Source organism: Bdellovibrio sp. ArHS (assembly GCF_000786105.1).
In the GTDB taxonomy this organism is placed as follows: Bacteria; Bdellovibrionota; Bdellovibrionia; order Bdellovibrionales; family Bdellovibrionaceae; genus Bdellovibrio.
This window is the reverse complement of the sequence record NZ_JTEV01000021.1, coordinates 20860-37916: the sequence shown is the minus strand read 5'-3', so window position 1 is coordinate 37916 and position 17057 is coordinate 20860. Positions and strand designations below refer to the sequence as shown.

Here is a 17057-nt window from a genome sequence, read left to right as displayed (position 1 = left end):
CTTGAGCGGCCTCCTCATGCACATTCTCTCCCTATGTCCATTCAAGTTTTACCTCCTGAAGTAGTCGACCAAATTGCCGCTGGCGAAGTGGTGGAACGTCCCGCTCATTTAGTCAAAGAGCTGGTTGAAAACAGCATCGACGCGGGTGCCACGCGTGTGCACGTGGAGTTCTTTGATGGCGGTCGTATTGTCAAAGTCATCGACAACGGAAAAGGCATGGCGCCGGAAGATCTGCCGAAAGCGTTAGAGCGTTTTGCGACAAGTAAAATTTCACAAACAGATGATTTGTGGCGGTTGAAAACTTTTGGGTTTCGCGGTGAAGCTTTGGCCAGTATCTCGGCTGTTAGCAAGTTGACCCTGACGTCGCGTCGTCCTGATGACGAGCAGGCGCATCAGTTGATTTCCGAGTATGGTCGTAAAAAAGACATCGACAAAGTCGGCGGTTCGCAAGGAACAACGATTTTGATTGAAAATCTTTTCGACAACACGCCGGCTCGTCTGAAATTTCTTAAATCCGACGCTGCGGAAAACACGGCGATTAAGACGACTTTAAAAGCCATGGCCCTTTCGCATCATGATGTCGAGTTTCGTATTCAGGAAAACGGCAAGTTGGTCAGTTTCTGGCCGGCCTGTAAAAATCGCAAAGATCGGGTTGAACAAATTTTGGAAATCAAACCGCTTTATGTCGGTGAAGCTTCTCGCGAAAATGTCAGAGCCTATGCGGTCTTCGCGGATCCGCACAATGTTGCTAAGACCGCGAAAAATATCTGGCTGTTTGCGCAGAATCGCTGGATTCAGGATCGCAGTTTGCAAGCGGCCGTGAATGAAGCGTATCGCAGTTTGCTGATGCATGGGGAGTATCCGATTGCCGTGGTTTGGGTTGAAACAGATCCCGACTGTGTCGACGTCAATATTCATCCGACAAAATCTCAGGTGAAATTTCAAGAGCCCTCATTGGCTTTCCGAGCCGTGGCCGCAGCTTTGCGAGGAACTTTAGAACAGGCGCCTTGGTTGCCCGCCCAACAGCGTCCTCAGCCAGTGCCGCCCCTTTCGGATGTGACAGCTTCCGACTATGCAAAGACCCAGGGTCTTCCCAATTTCGCAACGTCGGCGCCGGGGATGGGCGAAATGCCGAAGGAAAATCTTTCCTTTAAGGATTCTTCTTTGCAGGCGACAAGTTTTCAGAAAAAGGATTTTAGTTTCCCAGGATCTTCGGTGAGTGAGCCGAAAGTCACCTATCAAACTTTGCTGGATGCCGCCGCTGGCAGGGAAAACAGTGGTCCCGCAGCGCTGACCGAACCCGAAGCTCCGCGCGGTTATTGGTCTTCGTTAGAGGTTTTGGGGCAAGCCAACCTCACTTACATCGTCACTCAAGCGCGCGACAAAATTGTTTTCGTGGATCAGCATGCGGCCCATGAACGGGTGGTCTACGAAAAACTGATGAATGCCTGGAAGGGTGGAAAAGTCGATGTTCAAGACTTCTTGTTTCCGCTCGCAATTGATATGTCGCCCGAAAAAGTGGAAGCCTTGTTGACGTTGACAAAAGAGATTGAGCGCTTGGGTGTTTACATCGAATCCCTGGGGCCTGGCACTGTGGGTGTGAAGGCGGCCCCTTTGATGATTAAAGAATCTATTCTTAGCAATGTGTTGGATAAAATGGCCACTGAAATCGTGGATCAAGGTGGTAGTTATTCACTGGAACGAGTGGTTGGAGACATCTGCGCCACGATGGCATGTCACTCGGTGGTGCGCGCCGGTCAAGCTTTGGGCATGGAGCAGATGAAAAGCCTGCTGCGTGATATGGATCAATTCCCTCTATCGAGCTTCTGTCCTCATGGTCGGCCGGTCAGTGTGGAGTATCCTTTTTATAAGCTTGAAAAAGATTTTGGTCGCATCGTCTGATGAAAAAGAACAAGCCCGTTATTTTTGTCGTCGGTTCCACGGCCTCCGGGAAGTCCGAGTGGGCTCTTCGACTTGCGCAAGAGTTTCACGGCGTCATCGTGAATTGTGACTCTGTGCAGGTCTATAAGAAGGTGGATATTGGTGCTGCAAAACCTTCAAAGGCAGAACAGGCATTGGTGCCGCACTTTCTTTTAGATTACGTCAACCCCCCGCAGGAGATGACTGCGGGACAATACAGCCGCGATTTCTTTGCAACTTTAGAGTCTATTCCAGAACAGACTCCCATCTTTGTGGTGGGCGGCACGGGGTTTTATTTCATGGCTATTGAAAAGGGCATGTATCCCGTCTTGGCCGTGCCTGAGGATATTCAAAAAGAAGTGGCTGCGGAACTGCAAACTGAGCTGGGAGTTCAAAAACTTCATCAGGAGCTTTTGGAAAAAGATCCCCTTTATGGCGCAAAAATTCATCTTTCTGATCATTATCGCTTGGGGCGAGCTATCGAATTGATTCGCAGTCAGGGTAAGAGTGTCACTCAGATCCAAAAAGAGTTTGCTGAGTCCCGATCTGAATTTCCTTACCCTCTTTTAAAGATGGGTCCCTCCTGGGATCGTGAGGCCCTTAAAGAGCGTATCGATCTGCGCACCAAGAGAATGTTAGAGGCGGGGTTGATCGACGAAGTTCAAGGGCTTCTCGATGAAGGTCTAGAGGCGTGGGCTCCTTTAAGCAGCGTAGGGTATAAAGAAACGATCGTCTTTCTCAAAAAAGAAGTTAGTAAAGAGCAATTGTTTGAGTCCATCGCGACCAACACAAGGCAACTCGCGAAACGACAAAGAACGTGGTTTCAGCGCGACAAAGAGATCCAATGGTACGATGGAAAAGACGGTTTTTCCCAGGCAAGAAGCGTGGTCGAGGAATTCCTGATTCCTTTTGACCCCAAGAAAGGGAAAGCTGGAGAATGAGGGTATTATGAAAAGCATGACAGGTTACGGCACCGCCAGAGTTCAAACAAAAGACGTCACTGTGGAAGTGAGCATTCGTGCGGTGAATGGACGCTTCTTGGAGCCGAGGTTTCACCTCCCGCGTGAATTTGTCGCGCAAGAGTCCGAACTGAAGAAAATCCTAAGTCAGACCCTTTTGCGCGGCACGATTGATATCTTCGTGTCTCGTCGTGTTCGCAACACGGCGGCGAAGGCGCAAATGACGGTGAACGACGCTTTGGCAAAACGATACATGACGGCCTATAAACATCTTTCCAAAGAGTTAGGCGTTCCTTTTCAAGTTCATCTTGAGGCCTTGGCGCGACTTCCCGAGATTATTAAAGTGGAAGAGTCTTATGAAATGTTCGCTGGCGAGGATAAAATACTTAAAAAAGCTTTCACGGCAGCCTGCAAAGCTTGTAACGCGGAAAGAGCTCGCGAAGGAAAAGCACTTCGCCGTGATTTGGAAAAGTTGCTTCTATCTTTAGAGAAACAAGTCAAAGTTATCAGTGAGTTGCGTGAGGAAGCGAACAATCAGCTTCAAGAAAAATTCGAACAAAAAATTCGTGCTCGTCTTAAAGGAAATGACATCGATCCCACTCGCTTATCTCAAGAAATCGTCATCCAGTTGGAAAAGGCCGATATTAATGAGGAACTCACGCGTTTAAGTGAGCACATTAAAAATTATCGTCAACTCGTCGGATCTCAGCAGGCGGAAGGTAAGAAGTTGGATTTTTACACCCAAGAGCTGCTCCGCGAGGTGAATACGATTGGATCCAAGTCTCAGGTAGCCAAGATCACTCAAGCCGTGGTAGAAGCAAAAACCCTTATTGAAAGACTTAGAGAACAGGTGCAAAACGTCCAATGAAGACGCGTCTTATTATTGTCGCCGCGCCAAGCGGTGCTGGAAAAAGTAGTTTTGTCGAAAAGATCAGCCAGGAAGATCCTCGCTTGGTCGACATTATTACTTTCACGACAAGAGCCATGCGCAAGGGCGAAAGTGAAGGCCATCCTTATCACTTTATCGGTTCCGAGGATTTCCAGAAGAAAATTGAGCAAGGCTTTTTTGTCGAGTGGGCGAAAGTTCACACGAACTTTTATGGCACCTCTTACGAGAGCATCGAGAGCTCTTGGCAGCAGGGGAAGTGCGCCATTATGGATATCGACATTCAGGGCGTTGCGACCTTCAAGGCCAAGTTCCCGGATGCCAAGACCGTCTTTATCCTACCGCCCTCTATTGATGAGTTGCGTCGTAGAATCGCAAAAAGGGACGGTGGGATGCCCGCTGATATCGAAGTGAGAATGGCCAACGCGGAAAAAGAGCTGCGAGAGGCCTCTAAATTCGATTATCAGATCGTGAACGACGTCTTTGAACATTCCTACGCTCAATTCAAAAAAATCGTTGAAGAATTACTAGCTTAGCGGTAATTTGGCCGGATCAGTATTTTCGATTTATCGTCCCTGGAGGCAGAATGGCTCGCGTAACCGTTGAAGATTGCTTGGAAAAAGTCCCTAACCGATTTGCTCTCGTTCTTATGGTTGCGAAAAGAGCAAAGCAACTTCTTAAAGGTGCAGAAGCGACTGTATCTACTCGTAGCAATAAATATATTGTGAGCGCGCTTCGTGAAGTGGCCATCGGAAACGTAGGGTACACAGAGGCGATGGAGAACACAGAGGCTATCCGTCAAATCGAAAAGGATCTTAATAAATAAGAACCTTGTACGCAGGGAAGTTAAAAAAGGAGGCAGGGGCCTCCTTTTTTCGTTTAAGGCCTCTCAAAACCTAATAAATCCAAGACCTTATTTAAAAGGTAGTTGGAAGTCGTATCGCAACTCAGGTAAGCTTGTACAAGTATGTTTGAGACCCTGAAAGAGACCGGCGTCAGCCAAAAACCCGTTAAAACCTTAGATGATCTTTTAGGTCGTATTCGGAATTTCTATCCCAATGCCGATTTAAAAGTGATTGAAAAGGCATACTCTTTTTCAGAAAAGGCCCACGAAGGGCAGATCCGCCGCAGCGGTGAACCTTATATTTCCCATCCCTTGTCTGTAGCAGCCATCCTGGCCGATCTTCATCTTGATTTAGATACCATTGCCACCGGGCTTTTGCACGATACGGTGGAGGACACTCATGCCACCTTGGAAGACATCCGTCGTGAATTTGGCGATGTGATCGCGCACCTTGTGGATGGTGTTACCAAAATCGGCCAGATGAAGTTTAAAAACAGCCACGAAAAGCAAGGCGAGAATATTCGCAAGATGATTGTCGCCATGGGAAAAGATGTGCGCGTCGTTTTAGTGAAGCTTGCCGATCGTTTGCACAATATGCGAACGCTCAACTTCATGCCTTTTGAAAAGCAAGAGCGTATCGCTCTTGAAACCTTGGAAATTTACTGTCCTCTAGCGGGGCGGATGGGTATCAGTTCTTTGAAAACAGAGCTTGAAGACCTGTGCTTCCGCTACTATCGACCGGACATGTATTATCAGCTCGTTCAACAAATCAAAAAGAGCGAGGCCGAGCAGAATCGCTACATCGAGGACGTGAAAAGCCTGATCTCAAAAGAGCTGAATAAAGCGGGCTTCAAATTTGAAGTCTATGGACGTTCGAAGCACTTGTGGTCTATCTATCGCAAGATGCAATCTCGCAGCATCGATTACGATCAGGTTTATGATATTCTGGCTTTCCGTGTGATCGTTGACAGCGTGGCAGAATGTTATGCCGCTTTGGGATTAGTGCATTCCCTTTGGAAACCCATTCCCGGTCGTTTCAAAGACTTCATTGCGATGCCGAAGGCCAATAATTATCAGTCCCTGCACACCACAGTGGTCGGGCCGGGTGGTGAGCGCATTGAAATTCAAATTCGTACTCAGGAAATGCACTTGGTCGCCGAACGAGGGATCGCCGCGCACTGGAAATACAAAGAGCGCGGCAAAATGATTGATGATTCCGATGTGCAGCAGGCGGATTGGCTGCGTGATTTGGTCACTTGGCATCAGCAGGTGCGCAGTTCTGATGAATTTCTGGATACGGTGAAGACCGATCTTTTTGAAACAGAGATCTATGTTTTTACCCCCAACGGGGACGTTCGGGAATTTCCGGAAGGGGCGACGCCGATTGACTTTGCTTACGCGGTTCACACCGAACTGGGCAATCAATGTGTTGGCGCTCGTGTGAATGGCAAAATGGTTCCCTTAAAGTATCAGCTGCAAAACGGGGATACTGTGGAAATCGTGACGTCGAAAACCCAGATGCCGTCTAAGGATTGGCTGAAGTTTGCAGTTACGAACAAAGCCAAGTCCAAGATCCGCGCCTTTGTTAAAGAAGAGCAGCGTCGTCGCGCCATCATGCTGGGTAAAGAACTTTTGGAAAAAGAGTTCCGTAAGTTCGGCATGGCTGCGGCAAAATATCTGAAAGGCCCGGTCTTCGAACAATACCTGAAGGATCATGGTATCGCCGACCTCGACGAGCTTTATGTGACAGTCGGGTACGGTAAGTTGGAAACGCGCATTTTGGTGGACAGACTGTCCCCGGACAACATCGCCAAAGAATCTGCGAAAACTGAAAATACGACCTTCATGGAACGGGTCATGCGTGCTGCCACACAAAAAACGCGCAAGACGAACTCCCTGATCAGTGTGGATGGCATGGACGATGTCCTGGTTCACTACGCCAAATGTTGCCACCCGATCCCTGGCGATCCGATTGTGGGTTTTATCTCTCGCGGTCGCGGTATCACAATTCACCGCAGTGACTGTCGCAAAGCTTTCGAATTCGACCAGCTTCGTAAAGTCGATGTGACGTGGAATGTGAAACAAGCTGGTGAAGGTCAAGAGCGCGTTGTACGCTTGAAGATTATTTCTCAGGATACGCCCGGCTTATTGAAACTGATGTCTGAAGCTTTCGCGCAACAGGGTATTAATATTCAGTCTGCGCAAATTCGCACGACAAAAGACAAAAAGGCCGTGTGTCACTTTGAAGTCAGCGTGAAAGACGCCAGCCAGGTTAACCAAGCTATCTACGAGATCCAAAAGATCAAAGGTATTATTGGTGTCACCCGTGTCATCCAATAAAATTTCAGATCGTCTGCATTTTATTTTCGCCTCTCTGACATTGCTTCTGGGCGTTTCTGTCATGATCGGGTGGTGGACGAAGAATGACACCATCGTGAAGCTGCATCAAGATTTTGCCCCGATGGTCTTTAACACCGCCCTGTGTTTTGCGATTTTTTCTTTGGGGTTTCTTTTTTCTGAAAGAAAAGATCAAAAGATTTCCAAGATCTGCTCGGCGTTGGTTTTTTTAATATCTGGTCTGACACTGTTTCAATATCTGACAGGGATAAATGTAAGCATCGATAAATTTTTTGTCGAACCGTTTATGAAAGAGGGCCTAGCGGCGTCAGGACGGATGGCGATCAGCACGGCGATTTGCTTTTTGATCCTCTCATTGTCCCGCTTCTATCGCCGCCGTGATTTTTCTTCGCATATTATCACGGTCACGGTGGCCTCGTTGGTGATCGGGTTTTCTTTAATTGGAATCTTCGGCTACGTATTGGGTTTCAACTCCGAGTACGGCTGGGGCAGCTTTTCACGCATGGCGATTCACACTTCCGTGGGGGACGTTCTTCTTTCTTTCGCCATGCTTTGGCAACTGCGAGTGGAAAACAAAGAATCTTCCGGCGCGCGCCGCCGCACCTTGGTACCGTCTTATGTTTTGATCGTTGGGATTTTGACCTCCATTTTGATTTGGCATTTATTAATCTTGCGCGATCAGGATCGCAATCGTCGTGTCGTGCAGATTCAGGCGGAAAGTATAAAAGCCAATATCACGAACGTATTTGCCCCCCTTGAAAAAGCTTTGCGGCACATGGCTCGGCGGTTTGCGGATGGTGCGTATAACAACGAAAAGCTTTGGTACGCCGATGCGGAAAGTTATTTCACCGAATTCGAAGGTCTGCGCCGTCTTCTTTGGGCCGACAATCAGCACATCATTCAATGGGTGTACCCGCTCGATCGTGGGGGCGCGAAGTTATTAAAAGCCCCTATTTCAGAAGACGCCCAAGTCGTTGAAAGAATGAAAAGCGCCGAAAACGAATACCGGGCTTATCTTTCGAAATTCATAGAACTAAAAACCGGCGGCAAGGGTTTTGTGATGTTTGCCCCTATCTTTGCCAAGGGTCAGTTCAAAGGAACCATTCGCGGGGCTTTTTTGGCGAAACCGGTTTTTGAGAAGGTCATTGATATCAAAGGTTATCATCTTTCCATTTATGAAGACGGGAAGGAAGTTTACTCCAGTGGCAAAGCGGACACCGTCTTTGCGCGCGACTGGAGAAGCAAATCCCGTTACCGCTATCTGGGGGCGGATTGGGAAATTTTATTGATTCCTTTTCCAGAAGTGATTCGGGAAAACACCTCCTCTTTGCCCAATCTGGTACTTTTTTTCGGTGTCAGCATTTCCGTTCTGCTCGGAATTTCTTTAAGCTTTTTTACCCGGGCCCGGGACTCAGAAAAATCCGCCAAAGAAGCCTTTGAGTGGAAACAGGCCAGCATGAACAGTGTGCCGCTTTTAATGGTGTCTGTAGACAACAAAGGTCTGATCCGCGAAATGAATTCCACAGCCGAGCGGCTTTTGGAATATTCGACAGAAGAACTTAAAGGGAAAGTCACACCGGCCCTTTTTCATGATCAGAATGAAATTGACGTTCTTCAAGACAAAATGCTTTCGCAAACCGGTCGTCGCGTCGAGTTCGGCGTGGATTACTTCGAGATGATGTTTCGCTTCGGATATCATCGTGCAACGGAATGGACGATCATTTCAAAAACCGGCAAGAAGTATTCGATGGTGCTATCAATCAGTAAAATTTTTGAAGATAACGGAGACATTGGCGGTTATCTGGGAATTTTAGAAGACGTCACGGAGCTGCGGGAAAAAGAAAGATTGTTGAAAGAGCAGGAAGAAAAAATCCTGGCGTCTTCTCGTTTGGCATCCCTGGGTGAGATGGCTGCGGGAATTGCCCATGAAATTAACAATCCCTTAACTATTATTAATGGCCATGTCAGCGTTCTTCGCAGGGTCTTGGGACAAAAGGGCCTCGCGCAAGACGGGGATATCGCAAAGAAATTAGATGCGATTGAATCCGTCATCCAAAGAATTGCAAAAATCATTCGGGGCATGCGCAGCTATGTGCATGAAACCGACATGACGAATGAGGAAGTGATTGCCGTCGAAGTCCTGGTGGACGAGACCTTGGCATTTTGTCATGAAAAATTTAAAACAGAGGACGTGGAACTGACGTCGCAGATTCAACCGAAGCTGAAGGTGCGCGGCCGGCCTTATCAAATTTCACAGGTGTTATTGAATCTCTTGAATAATGCTTTGGATGCGGTCATGGTCAGTCCTGTAAAAAAAGTTTTTCTGGAAGCTGTCATTCGCAATGGTGGCGTTGAAATCAGCGTCTCTGATACCGGCCCTGGCGTGCCCTATCATCTGCGCACAAAAATCATGGAACCCTTCTTTACGACCAAAGAAGTCGGTAAGGGTGTGGGACTGGGACTTAGCATCTCGCAAGCCATTGTCCAGGCGCATGGGGGACGATTTTATTTAGACGATAATTCGACGCGCACCCGATTTGTGATTTGGCTTCCCCAAGAGCCGTCCTAGAGATTCCAGGCCCAGCCCGCTTTTAATAAAATCTGACTGGCTTTGACGGTGCTGGAGGCCGGAAACATATTGTATTCCAAGCTCACCGGAACATAGTTCTTACGGCTTAGCTGAACGTCTGTTCCAAATGCAAAAGTGAACACTGAATTTGTGGAAATTTGCGATTCGTTAAGGGCTGTACTTGATTTTGATACAGCTAAAAGATAACCCATGCCGCCGCCCAACCAGGGACGGTACTTGCCGATGTAAGGATACCACTTGGCCATGCCGTACATCGAAAGATAGTTGATCTTGGCATCACAGCTTGTCGACCCAGAGCAGGCCGCCGAAGAAGCGGATCCTGAAACATTGAATTGCTCTATAGCGGCAAAGCCTCGTCCCACCAACGAGGGGCTGAACACATAGTCATAAAAGCCGCCGACGCCGAATCCAGAACCGCTCATTTTAACCGAAGCTTTTTGCGTTATACCGAAACCGTCTTTATAGCTGACATCCGCGTCCATCGAGTTCATCAGATAGCCTCCGACGATTCCATAAGAATCTTTGAGGACCCGGGAAAGGTTTGTATTCGTGGGACGGGGAGCACTGTCGTCTTGAGTTTCATTAGCGGCCACCTCGGCACTCATTTTGGATGGTGCTTTGGCTTGAAGTGTATAACCACTGCCGGGACGTCCTCTTAGAACTTCGCCCAACGCCTTGCCGCCTTTAACTTGTTTCACGCGAATAATGGCAGAACGTTTGCCGGTGGCGGGATTGATCAGAAAGAATTCGTCGCCTTCAAGGACGCTATCGCCGTCCAGATTGATAAGAACCTTTTGTCCTTTGACTGCAGAAATCGTGGCAGACCAAGAAGTGGGGCCACTCACCAAGATAGCTAGCAGAATCCAGATTTTCGTTCTTAACATCAGTGCTTCCTATTCAAGTGTCATCACGTTGTCTTCAAGCTCGCGAATAAAGGATTCTTTATAAAGATTCCAAACGATGTCATTGGCGAATTCATAAATGCAGGAGTGGACAGCGCTGTCGGATTTTTGGATGGCTTTGACTTCCACCTTGACGCCGCGATGAGTGCGCCAGACTTCAAGATCATTTCCCATCACCACCATTTCGTAGTGCGAAGACGGAAATTCTTCATGAAACCAGGTTTCGAAACGATTTTCTTTTTTGCAGCTCTTCAGTTCGAAATTGGCTGTGGCAGAAACTTTGCCGGGGGCTTCGGATTCAAATTGTTTGCGGCCCTCTGAACGATAGATCGTACAGCCGCTTAAAAAGAGAACCATGAATACAGAAAACAAAGCACACTTCATAGGTCTCTAATTATAGGGGAGGCTAGACCAAATAAAAAGCCCCGATGCAAGATCGGGGCTTTTGACTGGTGACTAATGAATCGTCAGTAATTTTCCCTAGAATGGAATTTCGTCATTCGAATCAAAACTTGGTTCTGGTCCGAAATCTTGGAAATTATAATCATCACCGCCTGAAGATGAAGAAGAACGGCTAGATCCCGCTTCAGCACCGGCAGAGCCCAAGAATTGAACTGTGCTAGCAACGATTTCAGTCGTGTAGCGTTTTTGACCTTGTTGGTCTTCCCACTGACGCGTTTGCAGTTTTCCTTCAACGTAGACTTGGCGACCTTTAGAAAGATGCTTGCCGCAGATTTCTGCAAGTTTGCCCCATACTGTTACACGGTGCCACTCTGTACGCTCTTGTCTTTGACCGTCTTTCACCCAAGATTCGCTTGTCGCGATATTCAGGCGAGCTACAGTGCTCCCGCTACCGATTGCTTTCACTTCTGGATCAGCACCTAAACGACCTACAAGAATAACTTTATTTACTCCAGACATTTTCCCTCCAATGACCACTTGGTTTTTTGTCAGATTAAGAGTGAAGTCAATAAGGACTTCAGCTCCCTTATATTTGCTGTGGAGTGTGAGCAAATCTTAGGCAACCCCTTACCTCAGGACCAATATAGCAGGGGCGCTCGAGGGGATCGGATTTCGACTAACGCATCTTGTTAATGCTGGGTGGAAGGGCTGGATTGGTGGCGGAAACTCGCAGCTTAAACTGCGCTCCGTCCGTCGCCGGTGTTTTGTAAGCATCTAAAAGGCCAATGAAGGTCGAAGCGCGAGCCTGAAAACTCGGTTTGATCTTCAGATCAATATCAAAAGAATACGCGCCAAACTGCGGGCTGAAACTGCCACCGCGATTGACGATATTGATGCCGATATTTCCTTTAACCGTGCCATAAATTTCATCGCCCGGCTTGCCAATGGTTCCGGTTTCAATCACAAAACGTCCCGCCGCCAAACGACCCTTAAGCTCAACCGAAGCCAATTTTAAGTCAGGCAATGTCAGAGGACCCATGAAGGTGTTCACCGTGGACGGTGGCAGTTCGAACTGGTTCACGGTTAAATCCATTTCAACATCCGGCTGCTCTTGAAAAGTCAAATCCGCCAATGCCGTTGTTTCCAGATTAATCTGTCCCTTTAAAAGCACGGGAAGGTTCGCAAGCTCTCTGACGTCATGCAAAGCGACTTTTTGGGCTTTGATTTCGATCTTCTGTCTTTCGATGCCGTTGTCGGATTTAGCGCCCTTGCCGACGACCAGATCCACGTCACCTTTTAAAAGACCTTTTGCTGAAACATGCCCATAAGGTTTCTGCGCAATCAATCCGGAAATAGACGGAGTGATCACCAATTCTTGTGCCGAGAGGGCCGGGGTGCGCAGGGATTCAATATACACTTGATCCATTTGCACGCCAGGCTGAGGAAACACACTCATTTTCAGACGTTCAAATTGCAGATAAACCGAGTTGTTTGTCAGGCGGGAAACCTGCGATGAAATAAGATCGCTCAGATCGTCAAAAGGAAAAAGAAGGAACAGAAAAACAAAGGCAGATACAACCATCACGGCGATTTTACCTTTGCTTTCACGGATCAGTTTAAGCAGTTGACGAAGTTGTTCCATCGCTATTCGTCTCCAGGAGGGGGTGGTGTGTTGCGGTTGCGAGAGCCTGGACGAGTCGGAGCTTCAGGCGGCGGCTCTGGAGCCGCTGGCACCGCCAGCGCAATCAGCTTGTAGGTGACGTCGAAATAGCGAGGGTCTTCCGCATTGGCTGTCATGGCCATGTCTTTAAGTTTGACGCTGGCGTTGATACTTTGAAACTGATGTCCCAAATCCAAGGCCTGACGGATGTTGAGCTTAGCCAGACTGACTTGCAACATACCTTCCGTCAAATTCTGAGGAACGATTTTGGAATCATTCGTTAAAACCTCAGTCCCTTTTATTTGTTCGGGTAACAGGTTGGCGGCCGTCAATTGGTTTTGAACGCTGTTACGGACGATCTCCAGACTGGGGGCCTGAGGAATCTGCGGAACATCCGCAGATTCGCGACTGACCTTAAGAAGCTCACGAATCGTCATGCGCTTGCTTTCGAACTCTTCCACATAAGTTTGGGATTGATTAAAGGCCCCATACGGGACACTCAGAATCATAAACGCGATCAAAGCGGCGACACCAACGACTGTCACCTTTTGCATCACAGGCGTCATGTTTTCGTAACGGTCGCGCAATTGATTGTAAACTCCGCTATCCTGGATGCGTTCCCAGGTCACGCGGGCATCACTGACAAATCGGTCCTTCAAGTCGTCTAAATTCATCTTGTCACCTTTTGAATGCCACGATCGACGCTAAAGCTGAATGAAAAGGCGGTACGGCCTTGCAGAGGTTTAAGCGTGGATCTTTGCGTTCTGACTTGGCCATCCGCTGTGATATTCTTTAAAGACTGCTGTAACAAAGAAGCTTCCTGGGCGGTGTTGACGTAGCCCTGTATTTGCACGGAAGCATCTGTCACCGCAAGCTGTTGCACATCCAATGTCAGTGCCGTCTTAGCCGGGGTCGCATCATTCACTTTTTTGATCACATCCAGCGCTGAGTTCATATTCGCCACGCTGGCCAAAGTTTTTAAATCCGCGGCGCGCTTTTTGTTGTCACGAATGTACTTGCGAATTCCATTTTCAGAGGCATTGCGGCCGCGTAAGCCCGCGACGGTTTTTGCCTGATCCTTCAGAACCTCTTGGGTTCGGTCCGCCAGACTGACCGAAAAGCTTTCGCGCAGTGACGTGTAAACGAAAAGAACCAGAACGGCAGCGGTGGCGACCTTCGCGGTATGTCCCCATTTTTCCCAGAACATTTTCATCTGGTGATTTTCTTTTGCGAATTCTCCGCGCAGGAAATTCACCGGAGGGTTGCGAGGTTTTTTAAATCCCTCGATGGCCAAACCCAAAGCCACACCGGCTTTGGCGCCATTGTAAGCAGAACGCTCGAAAAGAACGTTGGGAATCAGATCCAAAGTGGAAGTGCGGTTGACCGGAACTTCCAAAATTTGTGTCAGGAAGGGACCGACATTCTGAATTTGCGAAACTCCTCCGGTCAGGCCGATGGAATCTATTTGCGCGTTAAATTCGCTTTTCAACTCTAGGATCGACAACTGAAGATCGCGAGCCAATTCGCGCACGCTCTTGGCAATAGTGTCAGAGAAGGTCACCTGATCGAAAGTGGCGCCCTGTTTGTTGGTCAGGATGAACGCTTTGGTTTGCAGTTCTTTGATCGCTTCCAAGAACGGGATTTCATATTTCTTCGCAATCGCTTCGGCGATATTTTTTCCGCCCCAGAGAACAGAACGAACAGCAATCAAAGAGTTGCCTTCAAAGGCACTCACTAAAGTGCGAGTGTGCCCGATGTTCAATATCAAATTCACATGTCGAACAGGTCTGTTCTCTTCGTCGTTCAAAGCAATGCTTGGTGGCAGCAGGGCTGGAGGCGCCTCATTCCAGCGCTCAAATACATTGGCCAGCGCTGTGCCTTCGGCCGAAATAATTGCAGGATCAATGCCGGCGTCTTGACTACGCTGAATGCAATTTTGCACGTGGATTTTTGGCGCAGCACAGGCAAGAACTTCAGCACCGCCGCCCACAGTGCGAACGATTTTCGCGTCAAAGACGGCATTGTCAGAGGAAAAAGGAATATCCTCTTCCAACTCAAACGCTAAGCTCTTAGAGATTTTGATGCGATCATTGAAAGGAAAGAATTTATTGCGAATCGCGACACGGTCTTGGCGAAGGGCAAGAATGAATTTTGTCTGATTCGGATCGTAGGTGGCGGTGAAGTTTCTTAAAAACTCGATGACTTCAAGTTCTTGGTCCGCGCCGGGAGCAATATTCAAGGCGTGTTCGATGAACTGCGTGACTTGAAAGCCTTTGGACGAGCTAGTCATCTCCACAATTTTGATACTGCTAGAACCTATGTCTATGCCTACTGACTTCACCGTGAATTCCTCCATGAATCCTTGACCTAAGTTTATGCGAGGTTCGGCGTGGTGTATAGCATTTTAAGTTAGCGGCACGCCTTCCGGGCTCTGTCGGTGCTGTGTAAAGATGGACTATTGTCTAGGCACTAGCGTTCTTGCCAGAAGACGATTCTTGGCGGGCCCTTGGGGACTTGATTGGCTTGGTTGTTATTGGCGTTGCCACCACTGCCGCTGCCTGGATTTTTTGGTTTATTGGGATCTTCTGGATTGTTGGGATCTTGTTTTTCTTTATCCACGAAGGATTTGATTTTGGTCGCGGCACGATTCAAATCCATGACAATGGCCGTGATCTCGCGAGTGGCTCCGGCAAATTCACCCGTGCTTCTGATTTTGAAGTTCATGACGGTGTCACAGGTCATAGGGATGTCCTCGGGATTTCCCATAATGCGCACGCCTTTTTGTTGGACGAAGCCCCAGAAGTCTTGGCTGCCGCCGCCTTGGTCGCACTTAAAGGGACCGCCTTCTTCTTCGCTGTCTCGCCGTTTGATGATTTCTGCGACGACTTCGTCAGTCATCGCGGGATCAAGAGATTTTAAAACGTCCTTCGTGGCCAGATTAGGATTGATGCCTTTCATGCCGTAGATGGTGACTCGTGGCTGAAGAAGCTCAAAAAAAGTGTCGGTCATTCCCGGCACCATGTGCAGTTCTGCAAGAGTGCGGAAGGCGCGATTGGGCGGGTAATAGTCCGTCTGGGACAATTGGTTTAGTTCCGCGTAGTTTGATCTTTTATCGCCGCCGTTTAAAGATTGCGATTTCGGACTCATCCAGTCGGCGATGTTGTTAATCAATTCCTCAAAGCGAATATTTCCATATTCACGCGCGAAATTTTCGTCTTCCTGTTTCTTTTGTTCAAAGATATTCAGAAGCTGCCTTTTGGTCATGTCCTGCAAGGTTTTTGACGGCGAGTTCAGGTCATTCAAGTCAATCTTCGAGCCTTCATCTTCGATCGTGACCAGGTAGCTGGAATCCATCGAGGATTCCTTGAAGATTTTTTTGAAATTATCTTTGTCGACCGCACTCAGTTCGTCCGGAATCGGCAAAGGCCAGGCGAAAGGGAATTTCCAAATTTGATCCAGCATGGGGCTATTGCCTAATTGGGCACCAAATTTACTTTGTGCTTGTTGGTAAATTTTAATCCGCAAAAGACTAAGCTGCATGCCCGACTTCGCGGCGTAATAAGCCTTCACTCGATTCAGACTTTGCGAATTTACCAAATATTCCACGTTGGAGTCGTAGGACACTTCCATTGCAAAATACATAATCAGCATAATGCAGGCGACGGCCACCATCATGGCCACGCCCCGTTGATTACTGAGTGGGACCGCTAGGTTGCGGCCAAGAACTTTGATTTCCTTGCGCATTTGCTGCCTCCTCAGGATTGTTAGGGAAGTGGATGGGGACGATGGCTTGCATCGAGTATTTTTTCGATTTGCCTTTTTCTTTTTTCTCAACCGTCAAAGAGACTTCCACGGCCTGCGGGAATTTTCCTTTGGTCGCACCATCACCTTGGGCGTCAGTGCGCCAATCGGTCACCCAGTCTTGTTTGCCTTTTCCCATATAGCGCAGCTTGAACTCCGAAACATTTTCCAGAAGAACCACTTCGTCACCGCCTTTGGTGACATCCAAATCCACATAGGGGGTGCTTCGTCGCCAAAGACACTTCGACGAGGCGGATTCATTGCGAAGATTTTTACAATCTTTCACCGCGTAACCCACTTCAATAAAGTCCGCCTGGGCCGTGTTGCGCGTCGTGCGGGCGTTGTTCATCGTCACCAAGTTCAGGCTTTCACCGGTGCCGACGAAGTGTGTTTCAGGATCGCGACGGGGAACCTCGCGGCGATTGTTGGGGTCTTGGTTGGGGTCCGGAATAATTCCAGGGGTTGCGGGGTTTCCGTTGTTGGTGGAGTTTTTCTTTTTTAAGATTTGCTCCATTTCCTTTTCAAGATCGCGGTAGTGATAGGCAAGATTGATATCTCGTTCCACCAAACGCATGGCATCGCGCATACGTGAAACATCATCGATCTGATCCTGAAGCTTTCCTTTGGCTTTGATCGCTTGAGTGATGGATTGAGCTGTTAAAACGGTGAGAGTGGCTAAGATCGCAATTGTGATCATCAGCTCGATCATGGTGAAACCTTTTCTGTTTCTCATGA

General features: G+C 48.2%; 15 protein-coding genes. 7 read left to right on the top strand and 8 right to left on the bottom strand.

Annotated features, from left to right (window positions below):
* Positions 1-33: 33 nt before the first annotated feature.
* The 7 genes from mutL to OM95_RS12100 all read left to right on the top strand — a co-directional run bounded on the left by mutL (position 34) and on the right by OM95_RS12100 (position 9536).
* Positions 34-1902: a DNA mismatch repair endonuclease MutL gene (gene mutL / locus OM95_RS12130; RefSeq protein WP_041874227.1), complete on the top strand. Its 1869-nt coding sequence runs from the start codon at positions 34-36 to the stop codon at positions 1900-1902.
* On the top strand, positions 1902-2861 hold the full coding sequence (gene miaA, locus OM95_RS12125) for a tRNA (adenosine(37)-N6)-dimethylallyltransferase MiaA (RefSeq protein ID WP_041874224.1): 960 nt from the start codon (positions 1902-1904) through the stop codon (positions 2859-2861). Before mutL ends, miaA begins: the two co-directional genes overlap by 1 nt.
* A gap of 7 nt (positions 2862-2868) precedes the next feature.
* A complete protein-coding gene (locus OM95_RS12120) occupies positions 2869-3747 on the top strand; it encodes a YicC/YloC family endoribonuclease (RefSeq protein WP_041874222.1) in 879 nt (292 codons plus the stop codon).
* The gene (gene gmk, locus OM95_RS12115; protein ID WP_041874220.1) at positions 3744-4301 is read left to right on the top strand and encodes a guanylate kinase; all 558 of its coding nucleotides are present in this window, start codon (positions 3744-3746) and stop codon (positions 4299-4301) included. Before OM95_RS12120 ends, gmk begins: the two co-directional genes overlap by 4 nt.
* Positions 4302-4351: 50 nt before the next feature.
* Entirely contained in the window at positions 4352-4591 is a 240-nt protein-coding gene (rpoZ, locus tag OM95_RS12110; protein WP_041874218.1) for a DNA-directed RNA polymerase subunit omega, read from the top strand.
* Between the two features lie 141 nt (positions 4592-4732).
* On the top strand, positions 4733-6949 hold the full coding sequence (locus OM95_RS12105; protein WP_291516270.1) for a bifunctional (p)ppGpp synthetase/guanosine-3',5'-bis(diphosphate) 3'-pyrophosphohydrolase: 2217 nt from the start codon (positions 4733-4735) through the stop codon (positions 6947-6949).
* A complete protein-coding gene (locus OM95_RS12100) occupies positions 6936-9536 on the top strand; it encodes an ATP-binding protein (protein ID WP_291516268.1) in 2601 nt (866 codons plus the stop codon). Before OM95_RS12105 ends, OM95_RS12100 begins: the two co-directional genes overlap by 14 nt.
* Here OM95_RS12100 and OM95_RS12095 read toward each other — a convergent pair.
* From OM95_RS12095 to OM95_RS12060, 8 genes are all read right to left on the bottom strand, one after another.
* A complete protein-coding gene (locus tag OM95_RS12095) occupies positions 9533-10441 on the bottom strand; it encodes a hypothetical protein (RefSeq protein WP_291516266.1) in 909 nt (302 codons plus the stop codon). The genes OM95_RS12100 and OM95_RS12095 overlap by 4 nt on opposite strands.
* Positions 10442-10450: 9 nt before the next feature.
* Positions 10451-10843, bottom strand: coding sequence for a hypothetical protein (locus OM95_RS12090; protein WP_041874215.1), 393 nt, complete (start codon positions 10841-10843; stop codon positions 10451-10453).
* A 96-nt stretch (positions 10844-10939) separates the two neighbouring features.
* Positions 10940-11380: a single-stranded DNA-binding protein gene (locus OM95_RS12085; RefSeq protein WP_041874212.1), complete on the bottom strand. Its 441-nt coding sequence runs from the start codon at positions 11378-11380 to the stop codon at positions 10940-10942.
* Between the two features lie 157 nt (positions 11381-11537).
* Entirely contained in the window at positions 11538-12503 is a 966-nt protein-coding gene (gene gspN, locus OM95_RS12080; RefSeq protein WP_041874210.1) for a type II secretion system protein GspN, read from the bottom strand.
* A 2-nt stretch (positions 12504-12505) separates the two neighbouring features.
* A complete protein-coding gene (locus OM95_RS12075; protein WP_291516264.1) occupies positions 12506-13195 on the bottom strand; it encodes a hypothetical protein in 690 nt (229 codons plus the stop codon).
* The gene (gene pilM / locus OM95_RS12070) at positions 13192-14862 is read right to left on the bottom strand and encodes a pilus assembly protein PilM (protein WP_041874489.1); all 1671 of its coding nucleotides are present in this window, start codon (positions 14860-14862) and stop codon (positions 13192-13194) included. Before pilM ends, OM95_RS12075 begins: the two co-directional genes overlap by 4 nt.
* Before the next feature lie 128 nt (positions 14863-14990).
* Positions 14991-16265, bottom strand: a complete 1275-nt coding sequence (locus OM95_RS12065; protein ID WP_291516262.1) for a type II secretion system protein GspK — start codon at positions 16263-16265, stop codon at positions 14991-14993.
* Entirely contained in the window at positions 16213-17055 is an 843-nt protein-coding gene (locus OM95_RS12060) for a type II secretion system protein GspJ (protein WP_291516260.1), read from the bottom strand. Before OM95_RS12060 ends, OM95_RS12065 begins: the two co-directional genes overlap by 53 nt.
* Positions 17056-17057 lie beyond the last annotated feature (2 nt).

Coding starts and splice junctions, on each gene's coding strand:
- OM95_RS12060 (WP_291516260.1), bottom strand. CDS start 17,055: ATGAGAAACAGAAAAGGTTTCACCATGATCGAGCTGATGATCACAATT.
- OM95_RS12085 (WP_041874212.1), bottom strand. CDS start 11,380: ATGTCTGGAGTAAATAAAGTTATTCTTGTAGGTCGTTTAGGTGCTGAT.
- OM95_RS12105 (WP_291516270.1), top strand. CDS start 4,733: ATGTTTGAGACCCTGAAAGAGACCGGCGTCAGCCAAAAACCCGTTAAA.
- OM95_RS12090 (WP_041874215.1), bottom strand. CDS start 10,843: ATGAAGTGTGCTTTGTTTTCTGTATTCATGGTTCTCTTTTTAAGCGGC.
- gspN (WP_041874210.1), bottom strand. CDS start 12,503: ATGGAACAACTTCGTCAACTGCTTAAACTGATCCGTGAAAGCAAAGGT.
- gmk (WP_041874220.1), top strand. CDS start 3,744: ATGAAGACGCGTCTTATTATTGTCGCCGCGCCAAGCGGTGCTGGAAAA.
- OM95_RS12075 (WP_291516264.1), bottom strand. CDS start 13,195: ATGAATTTAGACGACTTGAAGGACCGATTTGTCAGTGATGCCCGCGTG.
- OM95_RS12120 (WP_041874222.1), top strand. CDS start 2,869: ATGAAAAGCATGACAGGTTACGGCACCGCCAGAGTTCAAACAAAAGAC.
- rpoZ (WP_041874218.1), top strand. CDS start 4,352: ATGGCTCGCGTAACCGTTGAAGATTGCTTGGAAAAAGTCCCTAACCGA.
- mutL (WP_041874227.1), top strand. CDS start 34: ATGTCCATTCAAGTTTTACCTCCTGAAGTAGTCGACCAAATTGCCGCT.
- OM95_RS12095 (WP_291516266.1), bottom strand. CDS start 10,441: ATGTTAAGAACGAAAATCTGGATTCTGCTAGCTATCTTGGTGAGTGGC.
- miaA (WP_041874224.1), top strand. CDS start 1,902: ATGAAAAAGAACAAGCCCGTTATTTTTGTCGTCGGTTCCACGGCCTCC.
- OM95_RS12065 (WP_291516262.1), bottom strand. CDS start 16,265: ATGCGCAAGGAAATCAAAGTTCTTGGCCGCAACCTAGCGGTCCCACTC.